Origin of the sequence: Streptomyces sp. NPDC092045, from assembly GCF_044756005.1 — a bacterium.
GTDB lineage: Bacteria > Actinomycetota > Actinomycetes > Streptomycetales > Streptomycetaceae > Streptomyces.
In genome coordinates this window covers 23,892-40,885 of the sequence record NZ_JBIVSC010000010.1, presented here as the reverse complement: position 1 = coordinate 40,885, position 16,994 = coordinate 23,892, and the positions used below count along the sequence as shown (strand labels likewise).

15 protein-coding genes are annotated in these 16,994 nt (G+C 68.7%); 1 reads left to right on the top strand and 14 read right to left on the bottom strand.

Features of this window, described 5'->3' with window-relative positions; all coding sequences use genetic code 11:
• Positions 1-131: 131 nt before the first annotated feature.
• The 6 genes from ACIQKA_RS22510 to rhaI all read right to left on the bottom strand — a co-directional run bounded on the left by ACIQKA_RS22510 (position 132) and on the right by rhaI (position 7,937).
• Positions 132-767: a lactate utilization protein C gene (locus tag ACIQKA_RS22510; RefSeq protein WP_402542288.1), complete on the bottom strand. Its 636-nt coding sequence runs from the start codon at positions 765-767 to the stop codon at positions 132-134.
• A gap of 2 nt (positions 768-769) precedes the next feature.
• On the bottom strand, positions 770-2,194 hold the full coding sequence (locus tag ACIQKA_RS22505; RefSeq protein ID WP_402542120.1) for a LutB/LldF family L-lactate oxidation iron-sulfur protein: 1,425 nt from the start codon (positions 2,192-2,194) through the stop codon (positions 770-772).
• Positions 2,191-2,946, bottom strand: coding sequence for a (Fe-S)-binding protein (locus ACIQKA_RS22500; protein WP_402542119.1), 756 nt, complete (start codon positions 2,944-2,946; stop codon positions 2,191-2,193). The genes ACIQKA_RS22505 and ACIQKA_RS22500 overlap by 4 nt, the downstream gene beginning before the upstream one ends.
• Positions 2,946-4,445, bottom strand: coding sequence for a rhamnulokinase family protein (locus ACIQKA_RS22495; protein ID WP_402542118.1), 1,500 nt, complete (start codon positions 4,443-4,445; stop codon positions 2,946-2,948). Before ACIQKA_RS22495 ends, ACIQKA_RS22500 begins: the two co-directional genes overlap by 1 nt.
• A gap of 175 nt (positions 4,446-4,620) precedes the next feature.
• Positions 4,621-6,678, bottom strand: coding sequence for a bifunctional aldolase/short-chain dehydrogenase (locus ACIQKA_RS22490; protein WP_402542287.1), 2,058 nt, complete (start codon positions 6,676-6,678; stop codon positions 4,621-4,623).
• Positions 6,679-6,767: 89 nt separating this feature from the next.
• Positions 6,768-7,937, bottom strand: coding sequence for an L-rhamnose isomerase (rhaI, locus tag ACIQKA_RS22485; protein ID WP_402542116.1), 1,170 nt, complete (start codon positions 7,935-7,937; stop codon positions 6,768-6,770).
• A gap of 187 nt (positions 7,938-8,124) precedes the next feature.
• On the opposite strand from rhaI, the gene ACIQKA_RS22480 reads away from it, so the two are divergent.
• Positions 8,125-9,141: a LacI family DNA-binding transcriptional regulator gene (locus ACIQKA_RS22480; protein WP_402542114.1), complete on the top strand. Its 1,017-nt coding sequence runs from the start codon at positions 8,125-8,127 to the stop codon at positions 9,139-9,141.
• A 180-nt stretch (positions 9,142-9,321) separates the two neighbouring features.
• On the opposite strand, the gene ACIQKA_RS22475 is transcribed toward ACIQKA_RS22480, so the two are convergent.
• The 8 genes from ACIQKA_RS22475 to ACIQKA_RS22440 all read right to left on the bottom strand — a co-directional run bounded on the left by ACIQKA_RS22475 (position 9,322) and on the right by ACIQKA_RS22440 (position 16,978).
• Positions 9,322-10,911, bottom strand: coding sequence for an MFS transporter (locus tag ACIQKA_RS22475; protein WP_402542286.1), 1,590 nt, complete (start codon positions 10,909-10,911; stop codon positions 9,322-9,324).
• 137 nt (positions 10,912-11,048) lie between these two features.
• Positions 11,049-11,519 carry a MarR family winged helix-turn-helix transcriptional regulator gene (locus ACIQKA_RS22470; protein ID WP_402542112.1) on the bottom strand — a complete coding sequence of 157 codons (471 nt, stop codon included), beginning with the start codon at positions 11,517-11,519 and terminating at the stop codon, positions 11,049-11,051.
• Between the two features lie 199 nt (positions 11,520-11,718).
• Complete coding sequence (locus ACIQKA_RS22465) at positions 11,719-12,159, bottom strand: MarR family winged helix-turn-helix transcriptional regulator (RefSeq protein ID WP_402542110.1); 441 nt, start codon at positions 12,157-12,159, stop codon at positions 11,719-11,721.
• Positions 12,160-12,242: 83 nt separating this feature from the next.
• Entirely contained in the window at positions 12,243-13,106 is an 864-nt protein-coding gene (locus ACIQKA_RS22460) for a fumarylacetoacetate hydrolase family protein (RefSeq protein ID WP_402542108.1), read from the bottom strand.
• A 40-nt stretch (positions 13,107-13,146) separates the two neighbouring features.
• Positions 13,147-14,184 (bottom strand): cupin domain-containing protein, encoded by a 1,038-nt coding sequence (locus ACIQKA_RS22455; protein WP_402542106.1) that lies wholly within the window; start codon positions 14,182-14,184, stop codon positions 13,147-13,149.
• 22 nt (positions 14,185-14,206) lie between these two features.
• Positions 14,207-15,676, bottom strand: a complete 1,470-nt coding sequence (locus ACIQKA_RS22450) for an FAD-dependent monooxygenase (protein ID WP_402542104.1) — start codon at positions 15,674-15,676, stop codon at positions 14,207-14,209.
• Positions 15,573-16,223, bottom strand: a complete 651-nt coding sequence (locus ACIQKA_RS22445) for a CoA transferase subunit B (RefSeq protein ID WP_402542102.1) — start codon at positions 16,221-16,223, stop codon at positions 15,573-15,575. The genes ACIQKA_RS22450 and ACIQKA_RS22445 overlap by 104 nt, the downstream gene beginning before the upstream one ends.
• The gene (locus ACIQKA_RS22440; protein ID WP_402542100.1) at positions 16,223-16,978 is read right to left on the bottom strand and encodes a CoA transferase subunit A; all 756 of its coding nucleotides are present in this window, start codon (positions 16,976-16,978) and stop codon (positions 16,223-16,225) included. Before ACIQKA_RS22440 ends, ACIQKA_RS22445 begins: the two co-directional genes overlap by 1 nt.
• Between the last annotated feature and the right edge of the window lie 16 nt (positions 16,979-16,994).

The window sequence follows — 16,994 nt, the reverse complement described above, 5'->3', positions numbered from 1 at the left end:
TGGAGAAACGCTCCGTCTCGGCGTGCGCGGGTTCACCCGCAAGGACGAGACCTGTACGGCACCGCTCTACCACAACCGGTCCGGGCGGCCGACCGAGGTAGGTCCGGAGTGTGCGGCAGACCGTTTCGCCTTCAGTGGGTGACGATCACGACATTGAGTTGTCTTGGGCCGTGTACGCCTTCGACACGGTTGAGTTCGATGTCGCTGGTGGCGGAGGGGCCGGAGATCCAGGTCTGGGGGCGGGTGGGGTTGAGGCGTGGCAGGGCTTGGGGGATGGAGGCGACGACTTGATCATCGGCTTGTATGACACAGATGTGCAGGTCGGGGATGAGAGTGAGGGCGCGACGGCCCTGGCCGGGGCCGCCGTCGAGGATGATCGTGCCGGTTTCGGCGACGGCCAGGGTGCAGCCGGTGATCACAGCACTGATGGTGTCGAGTCTATGCGGGATGAGGGGGGTGTCCGCATCGTCGTGGTGTTGCTCGGCTGTTGTTGCTGACAGCCATGTAGCGGGTAGTCCGGGTGGAACGGCGACGGTGCGGGCGTTGTGCCGATCCAGGAGTTCTGCCACCAGAGCGGGAAGTTCTTTTTCGGTGATGCGATGCACGGTCGCGCGGTAGTCGACAAGGTTCTCGTGGAGAAGGTTCAGGACCGCGTCGCGATCATCTGGGGTGTGGGTGGGGAGGTAGTCACGTGCCGCCGCTGTGACGGGTGGCGTGTCGGAGAGAGCCTGACGGATGCGGCCCAGGACACGTTCGCGTGAGTTCATGTTCACGTGCGGTTCTTCTTCCACCAGTCGCGGAACGGTTCGGCGGGCATCTCGGGCAGGTCGCGGCTTTCGGTCCACTGGCGGGCGCCGGGGCCGGGCAGCTTCTTCGGATGCAGAGCACGGGTCTTCGACACGGCGCGTTCCCCCATGGCGAGGGCGCTCGGGTGGTTGAGCACCCATCCGGCCGCCTTGATGGCGATCTTCTCCAGGCGGTGTCCCGGCCCGCCTTGCTCGGCGACCTTCTCACGGAGGTGGACGAGGACCTCGGGGATGTCGATGGCGACCGGGCAGACGTCGTAGCAGGCGCCGCAAAGAGAGGAGGCGTAGGGGAGGGAGGCGTCGACCTCGCTCGCCGTGCCGCGCAGCTGGGGGGTGAGGATCGCGCCGATCGGGCCGGGGTAGACGGAGCCGTAGGCGTGCCCGCCCGCCCGTTCATAGACGGGGCAGACATTGAGGCAGGCAGAACAGCGGATGCAGCGCAGGGCCTGGCGCCCGACCCTGTCGGCGAGGGTATCGGTCCTGCCGTTGTCCAGGAGCACGAGGTGGAAGGTGTGGGGACCGTCGCTGTCGGTGGTGCCGGTCCACATGCTCGTATAGGGGTTCATGCGCTCGGCTGTCGAGGAGCGGGGGAGAGTCTGGAGGAAGACCTCCAGGTCCCGCCAGGTCGGCACGACCTTCTCGATGCCGACGACGGAGATCAGGGTTTCGGGGAGGGTGAGGCACATGCGGCCGTTGCCCTCGGACTCCACGACGACGAGGGTGCCGGTCTCGGCGACCATGAAGTTCGCCCCGGAGATGCCGACCTTGGCGCGCAGGAACTTCTCCCGCAGGTGCAGCCGGGCCGCTTCCGCGAGCTCGGCGGGGGAGTCGGACAGCCCCTCCGGCGCCGGGCGTCCCCAACGCCCCATGGTGTCGCGGAAGATGTCGCGGATCTCGCTGCGGTTGCGGTGAATGGCGGGGACGAGGATGTGGGAGGGCCGGTCTTCGCCCAGCTGCACGATCAGCTCGGCGAGATCGGTCTCGTAGGCGGCGATGCCCTCCGCCTCCAGGGCCTCGTTGAGGCCGATCTCCTGCGTGGCCATCGACTTGACCTTGACGACCTCACTCTCGCCGGTGGCCTTCACCAGGCCGGCGACGATCCGGTTGGCCTCGGCCGCGTCCGCCGCCCAGTGCACGGTGCCGCCGGCGGCGGTGACCGCTTCTTCCAGCTGGATCAGATAGTGATCGAGTCTGCCGAGGGTGAGGTCCTTGATCTGTTTCCCGGCTTCGCGCAGCTCTGACCAGTCCTCCAGCTCCGACACAGCCACTGCCCGCTTGTCGCGGATGGTGTGGGTGGCGTGGCGCAGGTTCGCGCGCAGTGTGGTGTCATGTACGGCCTTGTGCGCGGCCTTGGGGAAGGCCGGCATGCCGATGAAGGTTCCGCTCATGCGAAGGGCTCCTCTTGCGTGCTCGCGAGGATTTCGGCGAGGTGCAGGGCGCGCTGCGGGGCGTTTTGGCGGCGCAGCATCCCGCCGAGGTGCATCAGGCAGGAGTTGTCGGCTCCGCACAGGACACCGGCGCCGGTGGACAGGGAGTTGTGGATTTTGTCGGCGCCCATGGCGGCCGATACGTCGGGGTTTTTCACGGCGAAGGTGCCGCCGAAGCCGCAGCACTCCTGCGCGCCCGGCAGCTCTATCAGCTCCAGGCCCTTGACCGCCTCCAGGAGGCGCCGCGGGCGATCGCCCAGACCGAGCATGCGCAGGCCGTGGCAGGAGGGGTGGTAGGTGACGGTGTGGGGGAAGTACGCGCCGACGTCCGTCACGCCGAGGACATCGACGAGGAACTCCGTCAGTTCGTACGTCCTTGGAACAAGAAAGTCGGATGCGTCCGTGAGGGTGTCTCCGCGTCCTTCTGCTTGGGCCTTCTTGGCGATCCGAGGGTAGTTGTCGCGGATCATGGCGACGCAGGAGCCCGAGGGGGTGACGATGTGGTCGTAGTCCTTGAAAGTCCGGGCCATGCGGCGCACCAGTGGTTCTGTTTCCTGCCGGTATCCGGTGTTGAACTGGGGCTGCCCGCAACACGTCTGGCCGGCGGGGAAGTCGACTTCCACGCCGAGTCGTTCAAGGATCTTGACGGTGGCGATGGCTGTGGAGGGATAGAGCGCGTCGTTGACGCAGGTGGCGAAGAGAGCGACACGCATCAAAGGTTCCTCGGGGCGGGGGAGAGGCGGGCGGCTGCCGTGTCCCAGGCGGCGGTGTCACCTCGGGGAGCGTAGTGCCGCAGGTGCTGGGTGGAGGCGATCAGACGGCGCATGTCGGTGAGGTCTTCGACCAGGCCGGCGGCGCGGGCCTGGACGAGGATGTTGCCCAGTGCGGTGGCCTCGGTGGGGCCGGCGATGACGGGCAGTCCGGTGGCGTCGGCGGTGAGCTGGCAGAGCAGGTCATTGCGTGAGCCGCCGCCGACGAGGTGAATACGGCTGATGCCGCGGCCGGAGAGTTCGGCGGCCTGCCGCAGGGTGCGCCGGTGGGCCAGTGCCAGGCTTTCCAGGATGCAGCGCACCACCGCGCCCTGGCTGCCGGGGACACGCTGCTTGGTGCGGGCGCAGTACTCCCGGATGCGGGCCGGCATGTCGCCGGGGGCGAGGAACTCCGGCGCGTCCGGGTCGACGAGCGAAGCGAAGGCCTTGGCGCGGGCCGCGTCGGCGAGGAGCGTGGGGATGTGCGTGGGAAGGTTCTCCTTCTCCCAGGTGCGCCGGCACTCCTCCAGCAGCCACATGCCCATGATGTTGCGCAGGTAGCGGACCGTGCCGTCGATGCCGCGCTCGTTGGTGAAGTTCGCCGCCCTGGACTCCTCGCTCAGAACGGGGGCATCGAGTTCGAGTCCGGCCAGCGACCAGGTGCCGCAGGAGATGTACGCGAAGCCGGGCTTGGTTGCGGGCACTGCGACGACTGCGGACGCGGTGTCGTGCGAGGCAACCGTCGTCACCGGGGTACGCGGGTCGAGGCCGGTGAACGCTGCGACGTGAGGAAGCAGGGTGCCGGCCGGGTCACCAGGGGCACGCAACGGCGGGAAGAGCCCGGAATCGAGGGAGAGCCGACTCAGGATGTTGTTGGACCAGGTGCCGGTGCGGGCATCGAAGAGACCAGTGGTGGAGGCATTAGTCTCCTCGGCGCCGATCGAGCCGGTCAGCCAGTGGACCAGCAGGTCCGGAACGAGGAGCAGGGTGCGGGCGGCATCGCGCTGAGCGGTGTTCGCGCTGGCGGCGAGCTGGAAGACGGTGTTGAACGGCAAGTGCTGCAGTCCCGTGAGGGAGTACAGCTCTTTGGCGCCGATCCTGGCCCAGACATCGGCGGCGGCACCGTCGGTCCGGTCGTCGCGGTAGTGGAACGGATGGCCGAGCAGGGCCCCGTCTGCGTCGAGAAGTCCGTAGTCCACAGCCCAGGTGTCGACGCCGACGGACGCGACGCCACCCGAGCGGGCGGCTTCACGCAGTCCGTCGAGGATGCCCTGGAAGAGGGACAGGACGTCCCAGCGCAGGCCGTCCGGCAGCCGCACGGGTGTGTTGGGGAAGCGGTGGACCTCGGTGAGGTCGAGGTTGTCCCGGCCCACGCGGCCGACGATCACCCGTCCGCTGGTGGCGCCGAGGTCGACCGCGGCGAACGCGGACGCGAAGGCGGAGGAAGGGGGAGTGGTGGTCACGTGGATACCTTTGCGGTGCGAGTGGCGCGCCGGGGGCGGGCAGGAGGAAGGCGGACCGGCGGCGCCTGGCGGGCACGGTGTCAGGGCCGGTTCCCGTACGGCTTCGTGCCGCCGGTCCGCGGGTGCACCTGGGGCGGGTGCGTCAGTCACCCGCCCCAGGTGCGGTCAGGGGCCTTCAGCGCAGGAAGGCGGCGGAGACGCCGGCGTCGACGGGGATGTGCAGGCCGGTGGTGTGGGTGAGGTCGCCGCCGGTGAGGGCGAAGACCGCATTCGCCACATGCTCGGGGAGCACCTCGCGCTTGAGGAGGGTGCGCTGGGCGTAGAACTCGCCGAGCTTTTCCTCTTCGATGCCGTAGGTGGCGGCCCGCTGGGCGCCCCAGCCGGCGGCGAAGATGCCGGACCCGCGGACCACGCCGTCGGGGTTGACGCCGTTGACGCGGATGCCGTGCTCGCCGAGTTCGGCGGCGAGGAGGCGGACCTGGTGGGCCTGGTCTGCCTTGGTGGCGGAGTAGGCGATGTTATTCGGTCCGGCGAAGACGGCGTTCTTGGAGGCGATGTAGACGATGTCGCCGCCGAGCTTCTGGTCGATCATCACCCGGGCGGCCTCGCGGGAGACGAGGAAGGAGCCGCGGGCCATGATGTCGTGCTGGAGGTCCCAGTCGCGGGCAGTGGTCTCCAGCAGCGGCTTGGAGATCGAGATGCCGGCATTGTTGACGACGAGGTCGACCCCGCCGAAGGCGAGGACGGCCTGGCGGAACGCGGCAGCGATCTGCTCCTCGTCCGTCACGTCCACCGTCACCGCGACGGCCTTGTCCGGACCGCCCAGCTCCTCCGCGACGGCCTCGGCGTTCCCGCCGTTCAGGTCGGCGACGACCACGCAGGCGCCCTCGGCAGCCAGCCGGTGGGCGATCGCCTTTCCGATGCCGGAGCCCGCGCCGGTCACCAGGGCGACGCGGGTGGCGAGCGGCTTCGGCTTCGGCAGCCGTCGCAGCTTGGCCTCTTCCAGTTCCCAGTACTCGATGCGGAACTTCTCCGCTTCCTCGATGGGGGAGTAGGAGGAGACCGCCTCGGCGCCGCGCATCACGTTGATCGCATTGACGTAGAACTCACCGGCGACGCGGGCCGTCTGCTTGTCCTTGCCGAAGGAGAACATCCCGACCCCGGGCACGAGCACGATCGCCGGATCGGCGCCCCGCATCGGCGGCGAGTCCGGCAGCGCGTGCCGGTGGTAGTAGGCGGCGTACTCCTCGCGGTAGGCGGCGTGCAGCTCCCGCAGCCTGGCCACCGTCTCGTCGAGGGGCGCGGTGGGCGGCAGATCCAGGACGAGCGGCCGGACCTTGGTGCGCAGGAAATGGTCGGGACATGAGGTGCCCAGAGCGGCCAGGCGCGGGTGCTGGTCGTGGGCGAGGAAGTCCAGGACGACGTCGGAGTCGTTGAAGTGGCCGATCTGCGGGCGATCCTGCGAAGCCAGGGACCGGATGACGGGGGCGAGCACGGCGGCCCGCTCCCGCCGCTCGCTGCCCTCCAGCGCCGCGTACCCCTGCAGCGGCGCGCCGAACGGCTGCTCCTTGCCCCGGTCGGCCAGGAAGGTCTCCGCGGTGCGGATCATCCACAGGGCATTGGCCTCGCATTCCTCGGCGCTCACGCCCCAGCTGGTGATGCCGTGCCCGCCGAGGACCACACCGATGGCCTCGGGGTGGGCTTTCTTGATCGCGGCGATGTCCAGGCCGAGCTGGAAGCCGGGACGGCGCCACGGTACCCAGGCCACCTTCCCGCCGTAGCACTCCGCAGTCAGTTTCTCCCCGTCGGCGGCACACGCCAGCGCGATGCCCGAGTCCGGGTGGAGGTGGTCCACGTGCGCGGCGTCCACCAGTCCGTGCATGGCGGTGTCGATGGAGGGGGCCGCGCCGCCCTTGCCGTGCAGGCAGTAGTCGAAGGCGGCGACCATCTCGTCCTCGCGCTCCACCCCCGGGTACACCTTCTTAAGGGCCCGCAGCCGGTCGAGACGCAGGATGGCGAGCCCGTCCTCGGTCAGGGTGCCCAGGTCACCGCCGGACCCCTTCACCCACATCAGCTCGGTGTCCGAGCCGGTGACGGGATCGGTGACGACGCCCTTGGCCGAGGCGTTGCCGCCGGCGTAGTTGGTGTTGCGAGGGTCGGAGCCCAGCCGGCGCGCGCGGTCGATGAGCGCGGCGACTTCGGGATGCGTGGCCATGGCAGATCGGTCCTTCAGGTGCGAAGCGTGCAAAGGAGGAAGTGAGGGGCGCCTGCTCGGCGCGAGAGCCGTTCGGATCCGGCGTGCGGCTGGGTGGGGCAGCGCGCTCAAGCGCCCCAGCCGGCCTGCTCGCCGCCGACGCGCTCGGCAGCGATCTGCTCCTGCCACCCGCAGGCCGCGTACGCGGCGACCGGGTCGGGGTGCAGGCCCTGCTCCTGGCGGACTTCCCGCAGCAGGGGGCGGACGTCGGTGTTGTAGGCGTCCATGATCACCGCATTGGCGGCAAGGACATTGCCGGCGGCCTGGGCGGCGGCGAGCGCGTCACGGTCGACGAGGAGGGCCTTGGCGGTGGCTTCCTGGACGTTCATCACCGAGCGGATGACGGCAGGGATCTTCGCCTCGATGTTGTGGCACTGGTCGAGCATGAAGGCCACGTTGGCGGCGGCGTCCAGACCGCCGTTCTTGGCCACCTCGTGCATGATGCGGAAGAGCTGGAAGGGGTCGGAGGAGCCGACCATGAGGTCGTCGTCGGCGTAGAAGCGGGAGTTGAAGTCGAAGCCGCCGAGCTTTTTCTCCCGCAGGAGGAAGGCGACGATGAACTCGATGTTGGTGCCCGGCGCGTGGTGCCCGGTGTCCACGACGACCTGGGCCTTGGGCCCGAGCCTGAGGCAGTGGGCGTAGGAGGTTCCCCAGTCCGGCACGTCGGTCGTGTAGAAGGCCGGCTCGAAGAACTTGTACTCCAGCAGGATCCGCTGCTCCTCTCCGAGCCGTTCGTACACCTCGGAGAGGGACTCGGCGAGCCGGTCCTGACGGGCGACGATGTCGTCCTGACCGGGGTAGTTGGTCCCGTCGGCAAACCACAGCTTCAGATCCCTCGACCCGGTGGCGTCCATGATGTCGACGCATTCCAGGAGATGGTCGACGGCCTTGCGCCGGACCTTCACATCGGGGTGGCAGACGCTGCCGAGCCGGTACTCGTCGTCCTGGAAGGTGTTGGAGTTGATGGCGCCCAGTTCCAGACCGCGGTCCTTCGCGTAGGCGGCCAGGGCAGCGTAGTCCTCGACCCGGTCCCACGGGATGTGCAGGGACACCTTCGGCGCGGCACCGGTGAACTCATGGACCTTCGCCGCGTCGTCGAGCTTCTCCCACGCAGTCCTTGGGACGCCGGGCTGGGCGAACACCTTGAAGCGGGTGCCGGAGTTCCCGTAACCCCAGGAGGGAGTCTCGATGCTCTGGGTCTTCAGCGCGGCCTTCACGGCGTCGCGTACGACAGTCATTGGGCAACCTCGGAACCTGGGCCGCGCTGTCCGCGTCAGCCTTGAATCGTTTCACTGCTACGGAAACACGCTTCAAGTAAGCCGGTCAAGACGGCAGGGAAAAGTAAATGAAACGATTCATTCACGTCGATGGTGCGGCGGGCTACGATGGTGATCACGTACAACCGAGGTGAATGGACGGACAGCAGTGGCGGGCATCAAGGAGGTGGCACAGCAGGCAGGGGTCTCCGTCGGCACGGTCTCCAACGTCCTGAACAGACCCGAACGAGTCTCCACCGAGATCCAGGCCCGCGTGCACGCCGCGATCGCCTCCCTCGGCTACGTCCGAAGCGAATCGGCACGGCAGCTGCGTGCCGGGCAGAGCCGCATGCTCGGGCTGCTTGTGATGGACACCGGCAACCCCTTCTTCGCCTCCCTCGCACGCGGCACCGAGGAAGTGGCAGCCCGGGCCGGCCTGGGCGTCATGGTGTGCAACAGCGCAGAAAGCGCCACAGCCGAACAGTCATATCTGTCGCTGTTCGCCGAGCAACGTCTCCGCGGTGTCCTGCTCGCTCCCGTCGCCGCCGAGGGCAAGCCGTGGCAAGCGCTACGACGGCCGAACATCCCCTTCGTGGTCGTCGACCGCGCGGTCGACACACAGGAAGCCTGCTCGGTGGCCGCCGACGACATCCTCGGCGGGACGCTCGCCGGCAGGCACCTGCTCGAGGCCGGCCACCGTCGCATCGCCTACGTCCACGGCCCCGACCGGCTCCAGCAGGTACAAGACCGGCGCGCCGGACTGCTTCGAGCGGTCCGGGAAGCGGGTCTGGAGGCCGACGCGGTCATCGACATCCCGGCCGAAAGACTGGATGTCCGCGCCGGCCGCGACGCGGGGGCACGGATCATGGGCCTTTCCCCCAGACCGACCGCCGTCTTCTGTGCAAATGATCTGCTGGCCCTGGGTGTGATGCAGACAGCCTTCGACGCCCGGATCCGTATCCCCGACGACCTCGCGGTCGTGGGCTACGACGACATCGAGTTCGCCGAAGCCAGCCTCATCCCCCTGACTTCCGTACGCCATCCAGCCGGCGAGATCGGCCGCCTCGCGGCCGATCTCCTGCTCAAAGAGATCGAACTTCCGGAGCCGGGGCACGACCACCAGCACACCGGCATCGTCCTCCAGCCGGAACTCGTAGTACGCCGGTCCAGCGCACCTCGCACTTGAAGCCCTGCGCCCGCGCGCCGTGCGACCGAGGGGCGGGCGGATGTCCTCGTAGTTGGCAAGTCGCCTTCCCGCGCCGATCCGGGCGGCACAGGGAGGCGACCTGTCGGCTACGAGGGGCATGCCTAGCCCGGTGCGGGCTTCGGCAGGCCCGACAGCAGGCTGGTCCAGTCGTTCACCGTCTCAGTGCTGCTGAGGCGGTGCCGTCGTCCGCCGCACGCCCAGGGCTGCCAGGACGGCGCCGGCCATGCACAGTGCGCCGGCGGCAACGGCAGCTGTGTGCACACCGTTCATGAACGCGTTGTGGCTGCCTTCGATGATTGCGGCCTTGAGCTGTGCAGGTGTATCGATCCCGATAGGTGCTACGCCCATGGCCACCGCGTCCTTCGCCTCCGCAAGTCCTGTGGCAGCGGGTGCGGGAAGGCCTGCCGAGGTGAGTTCACCGGTGAGAGTGGCGCCGACACGACTGGAGATGAGGGAGATCAGGACAGAGGTGCCAAGAGCACCGCCGACCTGGAGGGCCGTGGCCTGCAGGCCACCGGCCACGCCCGCGTCCTTCACCGGAGCGTTGCCCACGATGGCGTCGGAGGACGAGGCCATCACCATGCCGACACCGAGCCCCAGCGCGATGAACGGCGGCCACATCAACGTGTAGGAGGATCCGGCACTCCAGCCGAGCAGGGTGAAGCACGCGGCTCCCTGGAGAACCATGCCCAGGGGCATGGTGAAACGGGGGCCGAACCTGTCCGTGAGGGCGGCGCCCAGAGGCGAGGCGACGACGGAGGCCAGACTGAGGGGAAGGGTGCGAACGCCCGCTTCGACCGGAGTGAAACCGCGCACGTTCTGCAGGTAGATCATGACGAAGAAGATCACGCCGAGCAGAACGAAGAAGTTCAAAGCGGTGATGACGCTGCCGATGGTCAGTGCCGGGTTGCGGAACAGGCGCATCGGGAGGAGCGGGGAGGCGACCCGGGTCTCCCACCATCCGAACAGTGCGAGGAGCAGGAGCCCGGCGCCGATGGCGCCGAGCGTACCGCTGGAGGTCCAGCCCCATGTCTCTCCCTTCACCACGCCGAAAACGAGCGCGAGCAGGCCTGCGGCGAGCAGTGCGACTCCGAGGACGTCGAACCTCTCATGTGCCGCGCGTTCGTTCCTGCTCTGCGGGAGGACCGCCGCGCTGAAGGCGAGGGCGACGACCCCGATCGGAGCGTTGATGTAGAAGACGGACTCCCAGCTGACGTGCTGGACGAGGAAACCGCCGACGATGGGCCCGAGGGCGGTGGAGACCGAGGAGACCATGGCCCAGATGCCGACGGCCATGCCGAACTTCTTCGGCGGGAAGACGGCGCGGAGCAGACCGAGGGTGTTGGGCATGAGCAGGGCGCCGAAGAAACCCTGGACGGCGCGGAAAGCGATGACGCCCTCGATGGATCCTGCCAGTCCGATGGCGACCGAGGCGAGGGTGAAGCCGGCGACGCCGATCAGGTAGAAGGTGCGGCGCCCGAACCGGTCGCCGAGCTTGCCGCCGAGGATGAGGGCTGCCGCGAGGGCGAGGAGGTAGGAGTTCGTGACCCATTGCAGGTCAGAAGTGGAGGCGTGGAGGTCGCGGCCTATCTCGGGGTTGGCGATGGAGACGACGGAGCCGTCGAGGCCGACCATGAAGAGCCCGAAGGCGACTGCGGCCAGAGTCAGCCACGCGTTGGACCGTCGGCCGCCGGTTTCTGCGGCGGGCGGGGAATGGGTCGGTTCTGCCAGGGTGCCGGCGGGAGCCATGGTGGTTCGTTCTTTCGTCATGGAGCGCAGGCCGGTACCGCACCGCGACGTGGGCGGTGCCGGCCTGCGGCAGAAAGGAAGAAGGGCGGAAACGCCCGCATCACGGACACCACGGGGATGCCGCGGCGCCGCAATGATCAGTGAGCGGAGTGCAGGCGCTCTTCAAGCGCCTGCAGGGACCCGAGGGCAGATCCGAGAGCGTCGAGCTCGCCGTCGGTCATCGTCCGCAGGACCTGCGCGGTGCGGACTCCCATGAGCTGCTTGACCTCGCCGATTCGCTGCCGTGCCTGCGCCGTGAGGTGCAGGTGGGCGATCCGCTTGTCGGCGCGGTCCTGTCGGCGTTCCAGAAGTCCCTGCTCGGTGAGCTGGGTGACCAACGCGCTGACGTTGTTGGGCTTCATGAGCAAGGCGCCGGCCGCGGCGCGCACGGTGGTCCCGTCGTGGCCTTCGACGTAGCGCAGCAGAGCCAGCTGGGCGTCGGTGGGCTTGGCGTGGGGATAGTGCTGATCCACATAGCGCTCGAGAGCCCGGGCGAGCGCAGGCAGGCGCTCCGCAAGGCCGAGGGCCATGCGGTCGATGTCCTGTCCGGACGCGCTGTGCGGGGGCATGACATCAATTTAGATATGGCTGGATACCTATGTCAAGGTACCTATTCTGTGACGCCGAGACTCGGCACTGCGACAGTCCATGATCCCGACGACCACGAAACGACCCCCCGCGCGGACGCTTCGCCAGCACGGAACTCCTCGGGCCAGCGCTCCACGAGCACGTCCTCTTTCCAGGGAGGCGCCGTGCGAGTGAGCAGCGTCATTCGTGAGAGCCGGACAGTCGCTGCGCGAGCTGGGTGAGAACGCCGATCACTCCGGCTCGCTGTTCTTCGGAGAAGACGGCGAGCAGGTCTTCGTTGATCTTTTCGGCGGATGAGGCGAGCGAGGCGTGCAGAATCCTGCCCTCTGCTGTCAGCGCCAGAAGAGTTCGTCTGCGATCGGCCTCGTCACGCGTCCGGCTGATGTAATTCTGCTCGGTCAACCGCCGCACAATGTGATGCGTCGTCGACCTGTCCAAAGACGTCAGCCGAGCCACCGTACGCTGGTCGATCCCTCCGCTCCGTCTCAGCGCGTTGAGCACGGCGAACTGCTGAGACGTCACGGTCTCGGAGACGAACCTGCTCCACAAAGAGGTATGCACCTGCTCGGCCCGCCGGATCAGATGGCCGGCGTAGCGGTCCAGATCGAGAGCTTCGTCCATCGTGGCCTCCTGCTCGGACGGCTGTGCGGGGCGGCCCCGGACAGGCGTCTGCCGTCCGGGACCGCCCCGCACAGGGGGCGGGTTCAGCCGCGGCGGTGGCCGGGCCGGGACGCGTACGGCGTGGCCCGGGAGCCGTCCACTCCTACTTCGAGCCTGCCGATCTTCTCGATCTCGACGACGACGCGGTCACCGTCGCTGAGCGGGCCGACGCCGGCCGGTGTACCTGTCGCGATCACGTCGCCGGGGTACAGGGTCATCACCGAGGAGGCGTAGGCGACCAGCTCCCGAACCCCGAAGATGAGGTAGGACGTGTTGGTGCTCTGCCGGGTTTCGCCGGCCACATCGCAGCGCAGATCGAGCCGGTCGGGATCGGTGATCTCGTCGGCGGTGACCACCCACGGGCCGATCGGGGTGAAGGTGTCGAAGGACTTGCGGGTGGAGCGGTCCTCGCCGGAGCGCACGGTGATGTCCAGCAGGCAGGTGTAGCCGAAGACGTGGTCGAGGGCCTCATCGGCGCTGACCTGTGAGGCGGTGCGGCCGATGACGACGGCCAGCTCGCCCTCCTGGTCGGTGCGGACGTCGGAGTAGGGCAGGACGATGTCCTGGTACGGGCCGATCACGGAGGAGTTGGCCTTCAAGAAGACGCCCAGGTCGGCGATGGAGGTGGGGTAGTCCATCTCCGCCTTGTGGTCGAGGTAGTTGACCGGAGCGCCGATGATCTTGCCCGGGCGGGGCAGTGGAGCTTTCAGCGTCGCCTCCGCCAGCGGAACCCGGCGCCCGCGCGCCGGATCGAGCACTAGGCCGGTGCCGTCGGACGCCGCCTCGATGTACTGCTGCAGTACGCCGGCCGGGCTGGCGGAGACAGCGGTGACCTGGTCGGTTACGTCGGTGAGGGTGTCGCCGTCGACGATGCCGAGGCGTCCCTTGTCGAACAGGGCCAGACGCATCATGGCCTCCTTGAGGGTGTCGAAGAGGTGGGAGGGGTGATCAGGCGCCGGGGTCGGCGTTCTCGCTGCGGTACAGGCCCAGGGAGCGCATCACGGGTTCGTCGCTGTAGGAGAACAGGACCGCGTCGGCGGACTTCGAGGTGTTCAGGTGCCGGTAGGAGGCCCAGCCCGGTATGGCGAAGGTGTCGTTCTCGGCCCAGTCCAGGCGCTTGCCGTCGACGATGGTGGCGCCTTCGCCGCGGACGACGCTGAAGATGGTGGAGGCGGTGTGGCGGCGGCCCGCGCCTTCGAAGCCGGGACGCAGCCGCTGGACGCGGCAGCCGATGGTGGGCATGACGGGGCCGCCGGTCCAGGGGTTGGTGTACTCCAGGACGATGCCGTCGACGTTGCTGCCCTCGGCGGTGTCGGCGATGGCCTCCAGAGCTCGGCTGGTTTCCTGCCAGGTGTAGCGGGTGACGGGGGAGTTCGGCCCGGCCGGTGTGATCCAGGCGGGGGTCAGGCGGCCATGGAGGAACTGACGGCTGCCGGCGTCGTCGGGACGGGTCACGGGCTGCAGACGCTGCGGGTACTTCTCGTAGAAACCCGCCTCCAGCGCGTTGACGAGGGGGTAGTCCAGGGCATCGAGCCAGATCATCGGCGCGTCGCCCTCGTGGGTGTGATCGTGCCAGTGCCAGCCGGGGGTGAGCAGCAGGTCGCCGGGTGCCATGAAGACGCGTTCGCCGTTGACGGTGGTCCAGGCGCCGTCGCCTTCCAGGATGAACCGGAAGGCGTTGGAGGTGTGCCGGTGGGCCTGGGCGGTCTCGCCGGGCAGGATGATCTGCAGCCCGGCGTACAGGGTGGTGACCGTGGCAGGCGGATCGGTCAGTCCGGGGTTGACGAGCATCAGGACGCGTCGTTCGGCCTCTTCCAGCGACAAGGTCTGGGAGAAGTGCAGCAGGTGCGGACGCAGCTTTGTCCAGCTCCACCGGTAGGGCACGGCCCTGCTGCGGGGCTGGGCGGGGAACAGGTTGCCGTAGAACCGCCACAGCGGTGCGGCACCGAGCTCGTCGAGGGCCTTGTAGGCCGGGTCGTCGGTCATGATGTCTCCTCGCGATGGTCGTTCACGCGGTGGTCGCGGGCTGCAGGTCGCCGGCGGGGGTCCACACCCAGGCGACGTCGTCGAAGTCCTGCGGGGTGCGGTCGGACAGGAGCTGGTTGCGCAGGAAGGCGCCCATCCCTTCCATGTGGCAGATCTCGCCGAACCGCCGCGCGTTGGTCTGGATCTCCGCGGCCCGTCCGGTCCGTACGGCGGCGTAGGCGGCGAACGCTTCCTGCGGGCGGCCGTGCTCACGCAGTGCCCGGCCCAGCGCTACGGCGTCTTCCAGTGCCTGGCAGGCGCCCTGGGCCAGGTACTGCAGCATCGGGTGGGCGGCGTCGCCCAGCAGCACGATGCGGCCGTGGACCCAGTCGGTGATCGGAAGCCGGTCGAACAGCGGCCAGCGCCGGTCCCGTGCGACCAGCGGCAGCGCGTCGCGCACGGTGTCACAGGCGCCGGCGAACCGCTCCTCCAGCTCGGCCTCGGTGCCCCAGTCGTCGGAGCCCGGGTCGTAGTGGTCGCTTTCGAAGACGGCGACCTGGTTGTAGAGCTCGCCGCGCCGTACGGGGTACTGCACGAGATGCATACGGGGACCGGCCCAGACGATGACCGACTCCGTCGTGGCGTGCTGCGCCATCGACCCGGTCATGCTGCCGACGGGCAGGGCGCCGCGGTAGGCGACGTACTTCGAGCAGACGGGGGCGCCGTCGTTGACGAGGATCTGCCGCAGCCGGGAGTGCAGGCCGTCGGCGGCCACCACCGCGTCCGCCGCGAGTCGTTCGGGCGTCTCGGCGAAGTGCAGGCGCACCTCTGCCGGCGTCTGCACCGCGTCGGTCACGGTCCGCCCGGTGTGCAGGGTGATCGATGAGTGTTCCTGACAGGCCGCCAGCAGGGCGCCGTGGAGGTCGGTGCGGTGGGTGACAAGGTAGGGGTGCTTGAAGCGGCTGCGGTAGGCGTCACTGCGCAGGTCAAGAGCGGTGACCTGCCTGCCGGTGAGCGCGTCCATCATGACGAGCTGCGGCGGGGCGACGGCGGAGCGCTGCACGGCGTCCAGGACGCCGAGTTCTTCCAGCGCCAGGGAGGCGTTCGGGGCCAGCTGGAGGCCGGCTCCGATCTCGCCGAATTGGGCGGCGCGTTCCACCACGCTCACGCGGTGGCCGGAGCGGGCGGCGGCGAGGGCGGCGGCCAGGCCGCCGATGCCGCCGCCGACGACGGCGATGTGCAAGGGCGAGGTCGTCACGGTCAGGTGCCTCCTTGAAGAGCTGGTCGGTCCGCTTCCCGGCGCCGTGGGTCTTGTGCGCCGGGATCGTTGGTGTACGGACCATCGGGGCAGGGGTGGGGGTGGCCCTGGAAACGGGCCTGCGCGGACTCTTGGGGCGGAGAAAGAAGGGTCAGCAGGCGGCTGTGGTGCTGTCGACGCGGACGCGGGCGCCGGTGAGGGCGTGGATGTCTTCGACGGTGACGCCGGGAGCGGCTTCGACCAGGCATAGGCCACGGTCGGTGACGTCGAGGACGCCGAGATCGGTGATGATCCGGTCGACGCACGCCTGACCGGTGAGCGGCAGGGTGCACTCCTCGACGATCTTCGGGGTGCCATCCTTCGCGGTGTGTTCCATCAGCACGATGACCCTGCGCGCACCGTGGACGAGGTCCATGGCGCCGCCCATGCCCTTGACCATCTTGCCGGGGATCATCCAGTTGGCCAGATCGCCGGTGGCCGAGACCTGCATGGCTCCCAGGACGGCGGTGTCGATGTGACCGCCGCGGATCATCCCGAACGACAGGGCGGAGTCGAAGAACGACGCTCCAGGCAGCACGGTCACGGTCTCCTTGCCCGCGTTGATCAGGTCGGGGTCGACCTCATCCTCGAAGGGGTAGGGGCCGGTGCCGAGGATGCCGTTCTCGGAGTGCAGCACCACATGCACGCCTGCCGGCACATAGGCGGGGATCAGCGTCGGCAGGCCGATACCGAGGTTCACATAGGAGCCGTCGGCCAGTTCGGCGGCGGCCCGGGCGGCCATCTGGTTGCGGTTCCAGGCCATCAGGCACGCACCGTCCTCTTCTCGATCTGCTTGTCGGCCGCCTGGGCGGGAGTGAGGGGCAGGACGCGCTGGACAAAGACGCCGGGCAGATGCACTTGGTCGGGATCAAGAACACCGGGTTCGACGAGCTCCTCGACCTCGGCGATCGTGACGCGGCCGGCCATGGCGGCCAGCGGGTTGAAGTTGGCGGCGGCGCGGCGGAAGACGAGGTTGCCGTGCCGGTCGCCCCGCCAGGCCCGAACGAGCGCGAAGTCGGTGGTGATGCCGTGCTCCAGCACATGGGGACGACCGTCGTAGAGACGGATTTCCTTGGCGGGGGAAGGAAGGACGACGCTCCCGTCGGGTGCGTAACGCCAGGGCAGCCCGCCGTCGGCGACCTGGGTGCCGACCCCGGCCGGGGTGTAGAAGGCGGGGATGCCGCAGCCGCCGGCCCGCAGCCGCTCGGCCAGGGTGCCCTGCGGGACGAGTTCGAACTCCAGCTCGCCGCTCAGGTACTGCCGGGCGAACTCCTTGTTCTCACCGACATACGAGCCGGTGACCCGGCTGATGCGTCCGGCGCCCAGCAGGATCCCCAGCCCCCGGTCATCCACGCCGCAGTTGTTGGAGACGACCTGAAGGGCAGAGGCGCCCTGGGCGTGCAGGGCACGGATCAGGGTTTCGGGGATGCCATTGAGCCCGAAGCCGCCGACGGCGAGCGATGCACCGTCGGGGATGTCGCTAACGGCATCCGCAGCTTTCCGGATGACCTTGTCCACGATTCCCGGTGTCCTT

What these genes read in the sequence shown, in the direction of transcription:
- ACIQKA_RS22475 (WP_402542286.1), bottom strand. Translation starts at nt 10,911, where the DNA reads ATGGCTCCCGCCGGCACCCTGGCAGAACCGACCCATTCCCCGCCCGCC.
- ACIQKA_RS22465 (WP_402542110.1), bottom strand. Translation starts at nt 12,159, where the DNA reads ATGGACGAAGCTCTCGATCTGGACCGCTACGCCGGCCATCTGATCCGG.
- rhaI (WP_402542116.1), bottom strand. Translation starts at nt 7,937, where the DNA reads ATGACTGTCGTACGCGACGCCGTGAAGGCCGCGCTGAAGACCCAGAGC.
- ACIQKA_RS22460 (WP_402542108.1), bottom strand. Translation starts at nt 13,106, where the DNA reads ATGCGTCTGGCCCTGTTCGACAAGGGACGCCTCGGCATCGTCGACGGC.
- ACIQKA_RS22455 (WP_402542106.1), bottom strand. Translation starts at nt 14,184, where the DNA reads ATGACCGACGACCCGGCCTACAAGGCCCTCGACGAGCTCGGTGCCGCA.
- ACIQKA_RS22500 (WP_402542119.1), bottom strand. Translation starts at nt 2,946, where the DNA reads ATGCGTGTCGCTCTCTTCGCCACCTGCGTCAACGACGCGCTCTATCCC.
- ACIQKA_RS22510 (WP_402542288.1), bottom strand. Translation starts at nt 767, where the DNA reads ATGAACTCACGCGAACGTGTCCTGGGCCGCATCCGTCAGGCTCTCTCC.
- ACIQKA_RS22505 (WP_402542120.1), bottom strand. Translation starts at nt 2,194, where the DNA reads ATGAGCGGAACCTTCATCGGCATGCCGGCCTTCCCCAAGGCCGCGCAC.
- ACIQKA_RS22470 (WP_402542112.1), bottom strand. Translation starts at nt 11,519, where the DNA reads ATGCCCCCGCACAGCGCGTCCGGACAGGACATCGACCGCATGGCCCTC.
- ACIQKA_RS22445 (WP_402542102.1), bottom strand. Translation starts at nt 16,223, where the DNA reads ATGGCCTGGAACCGCAACCAGATGGCCGCCCGGGCCGCCGCCGAACTG.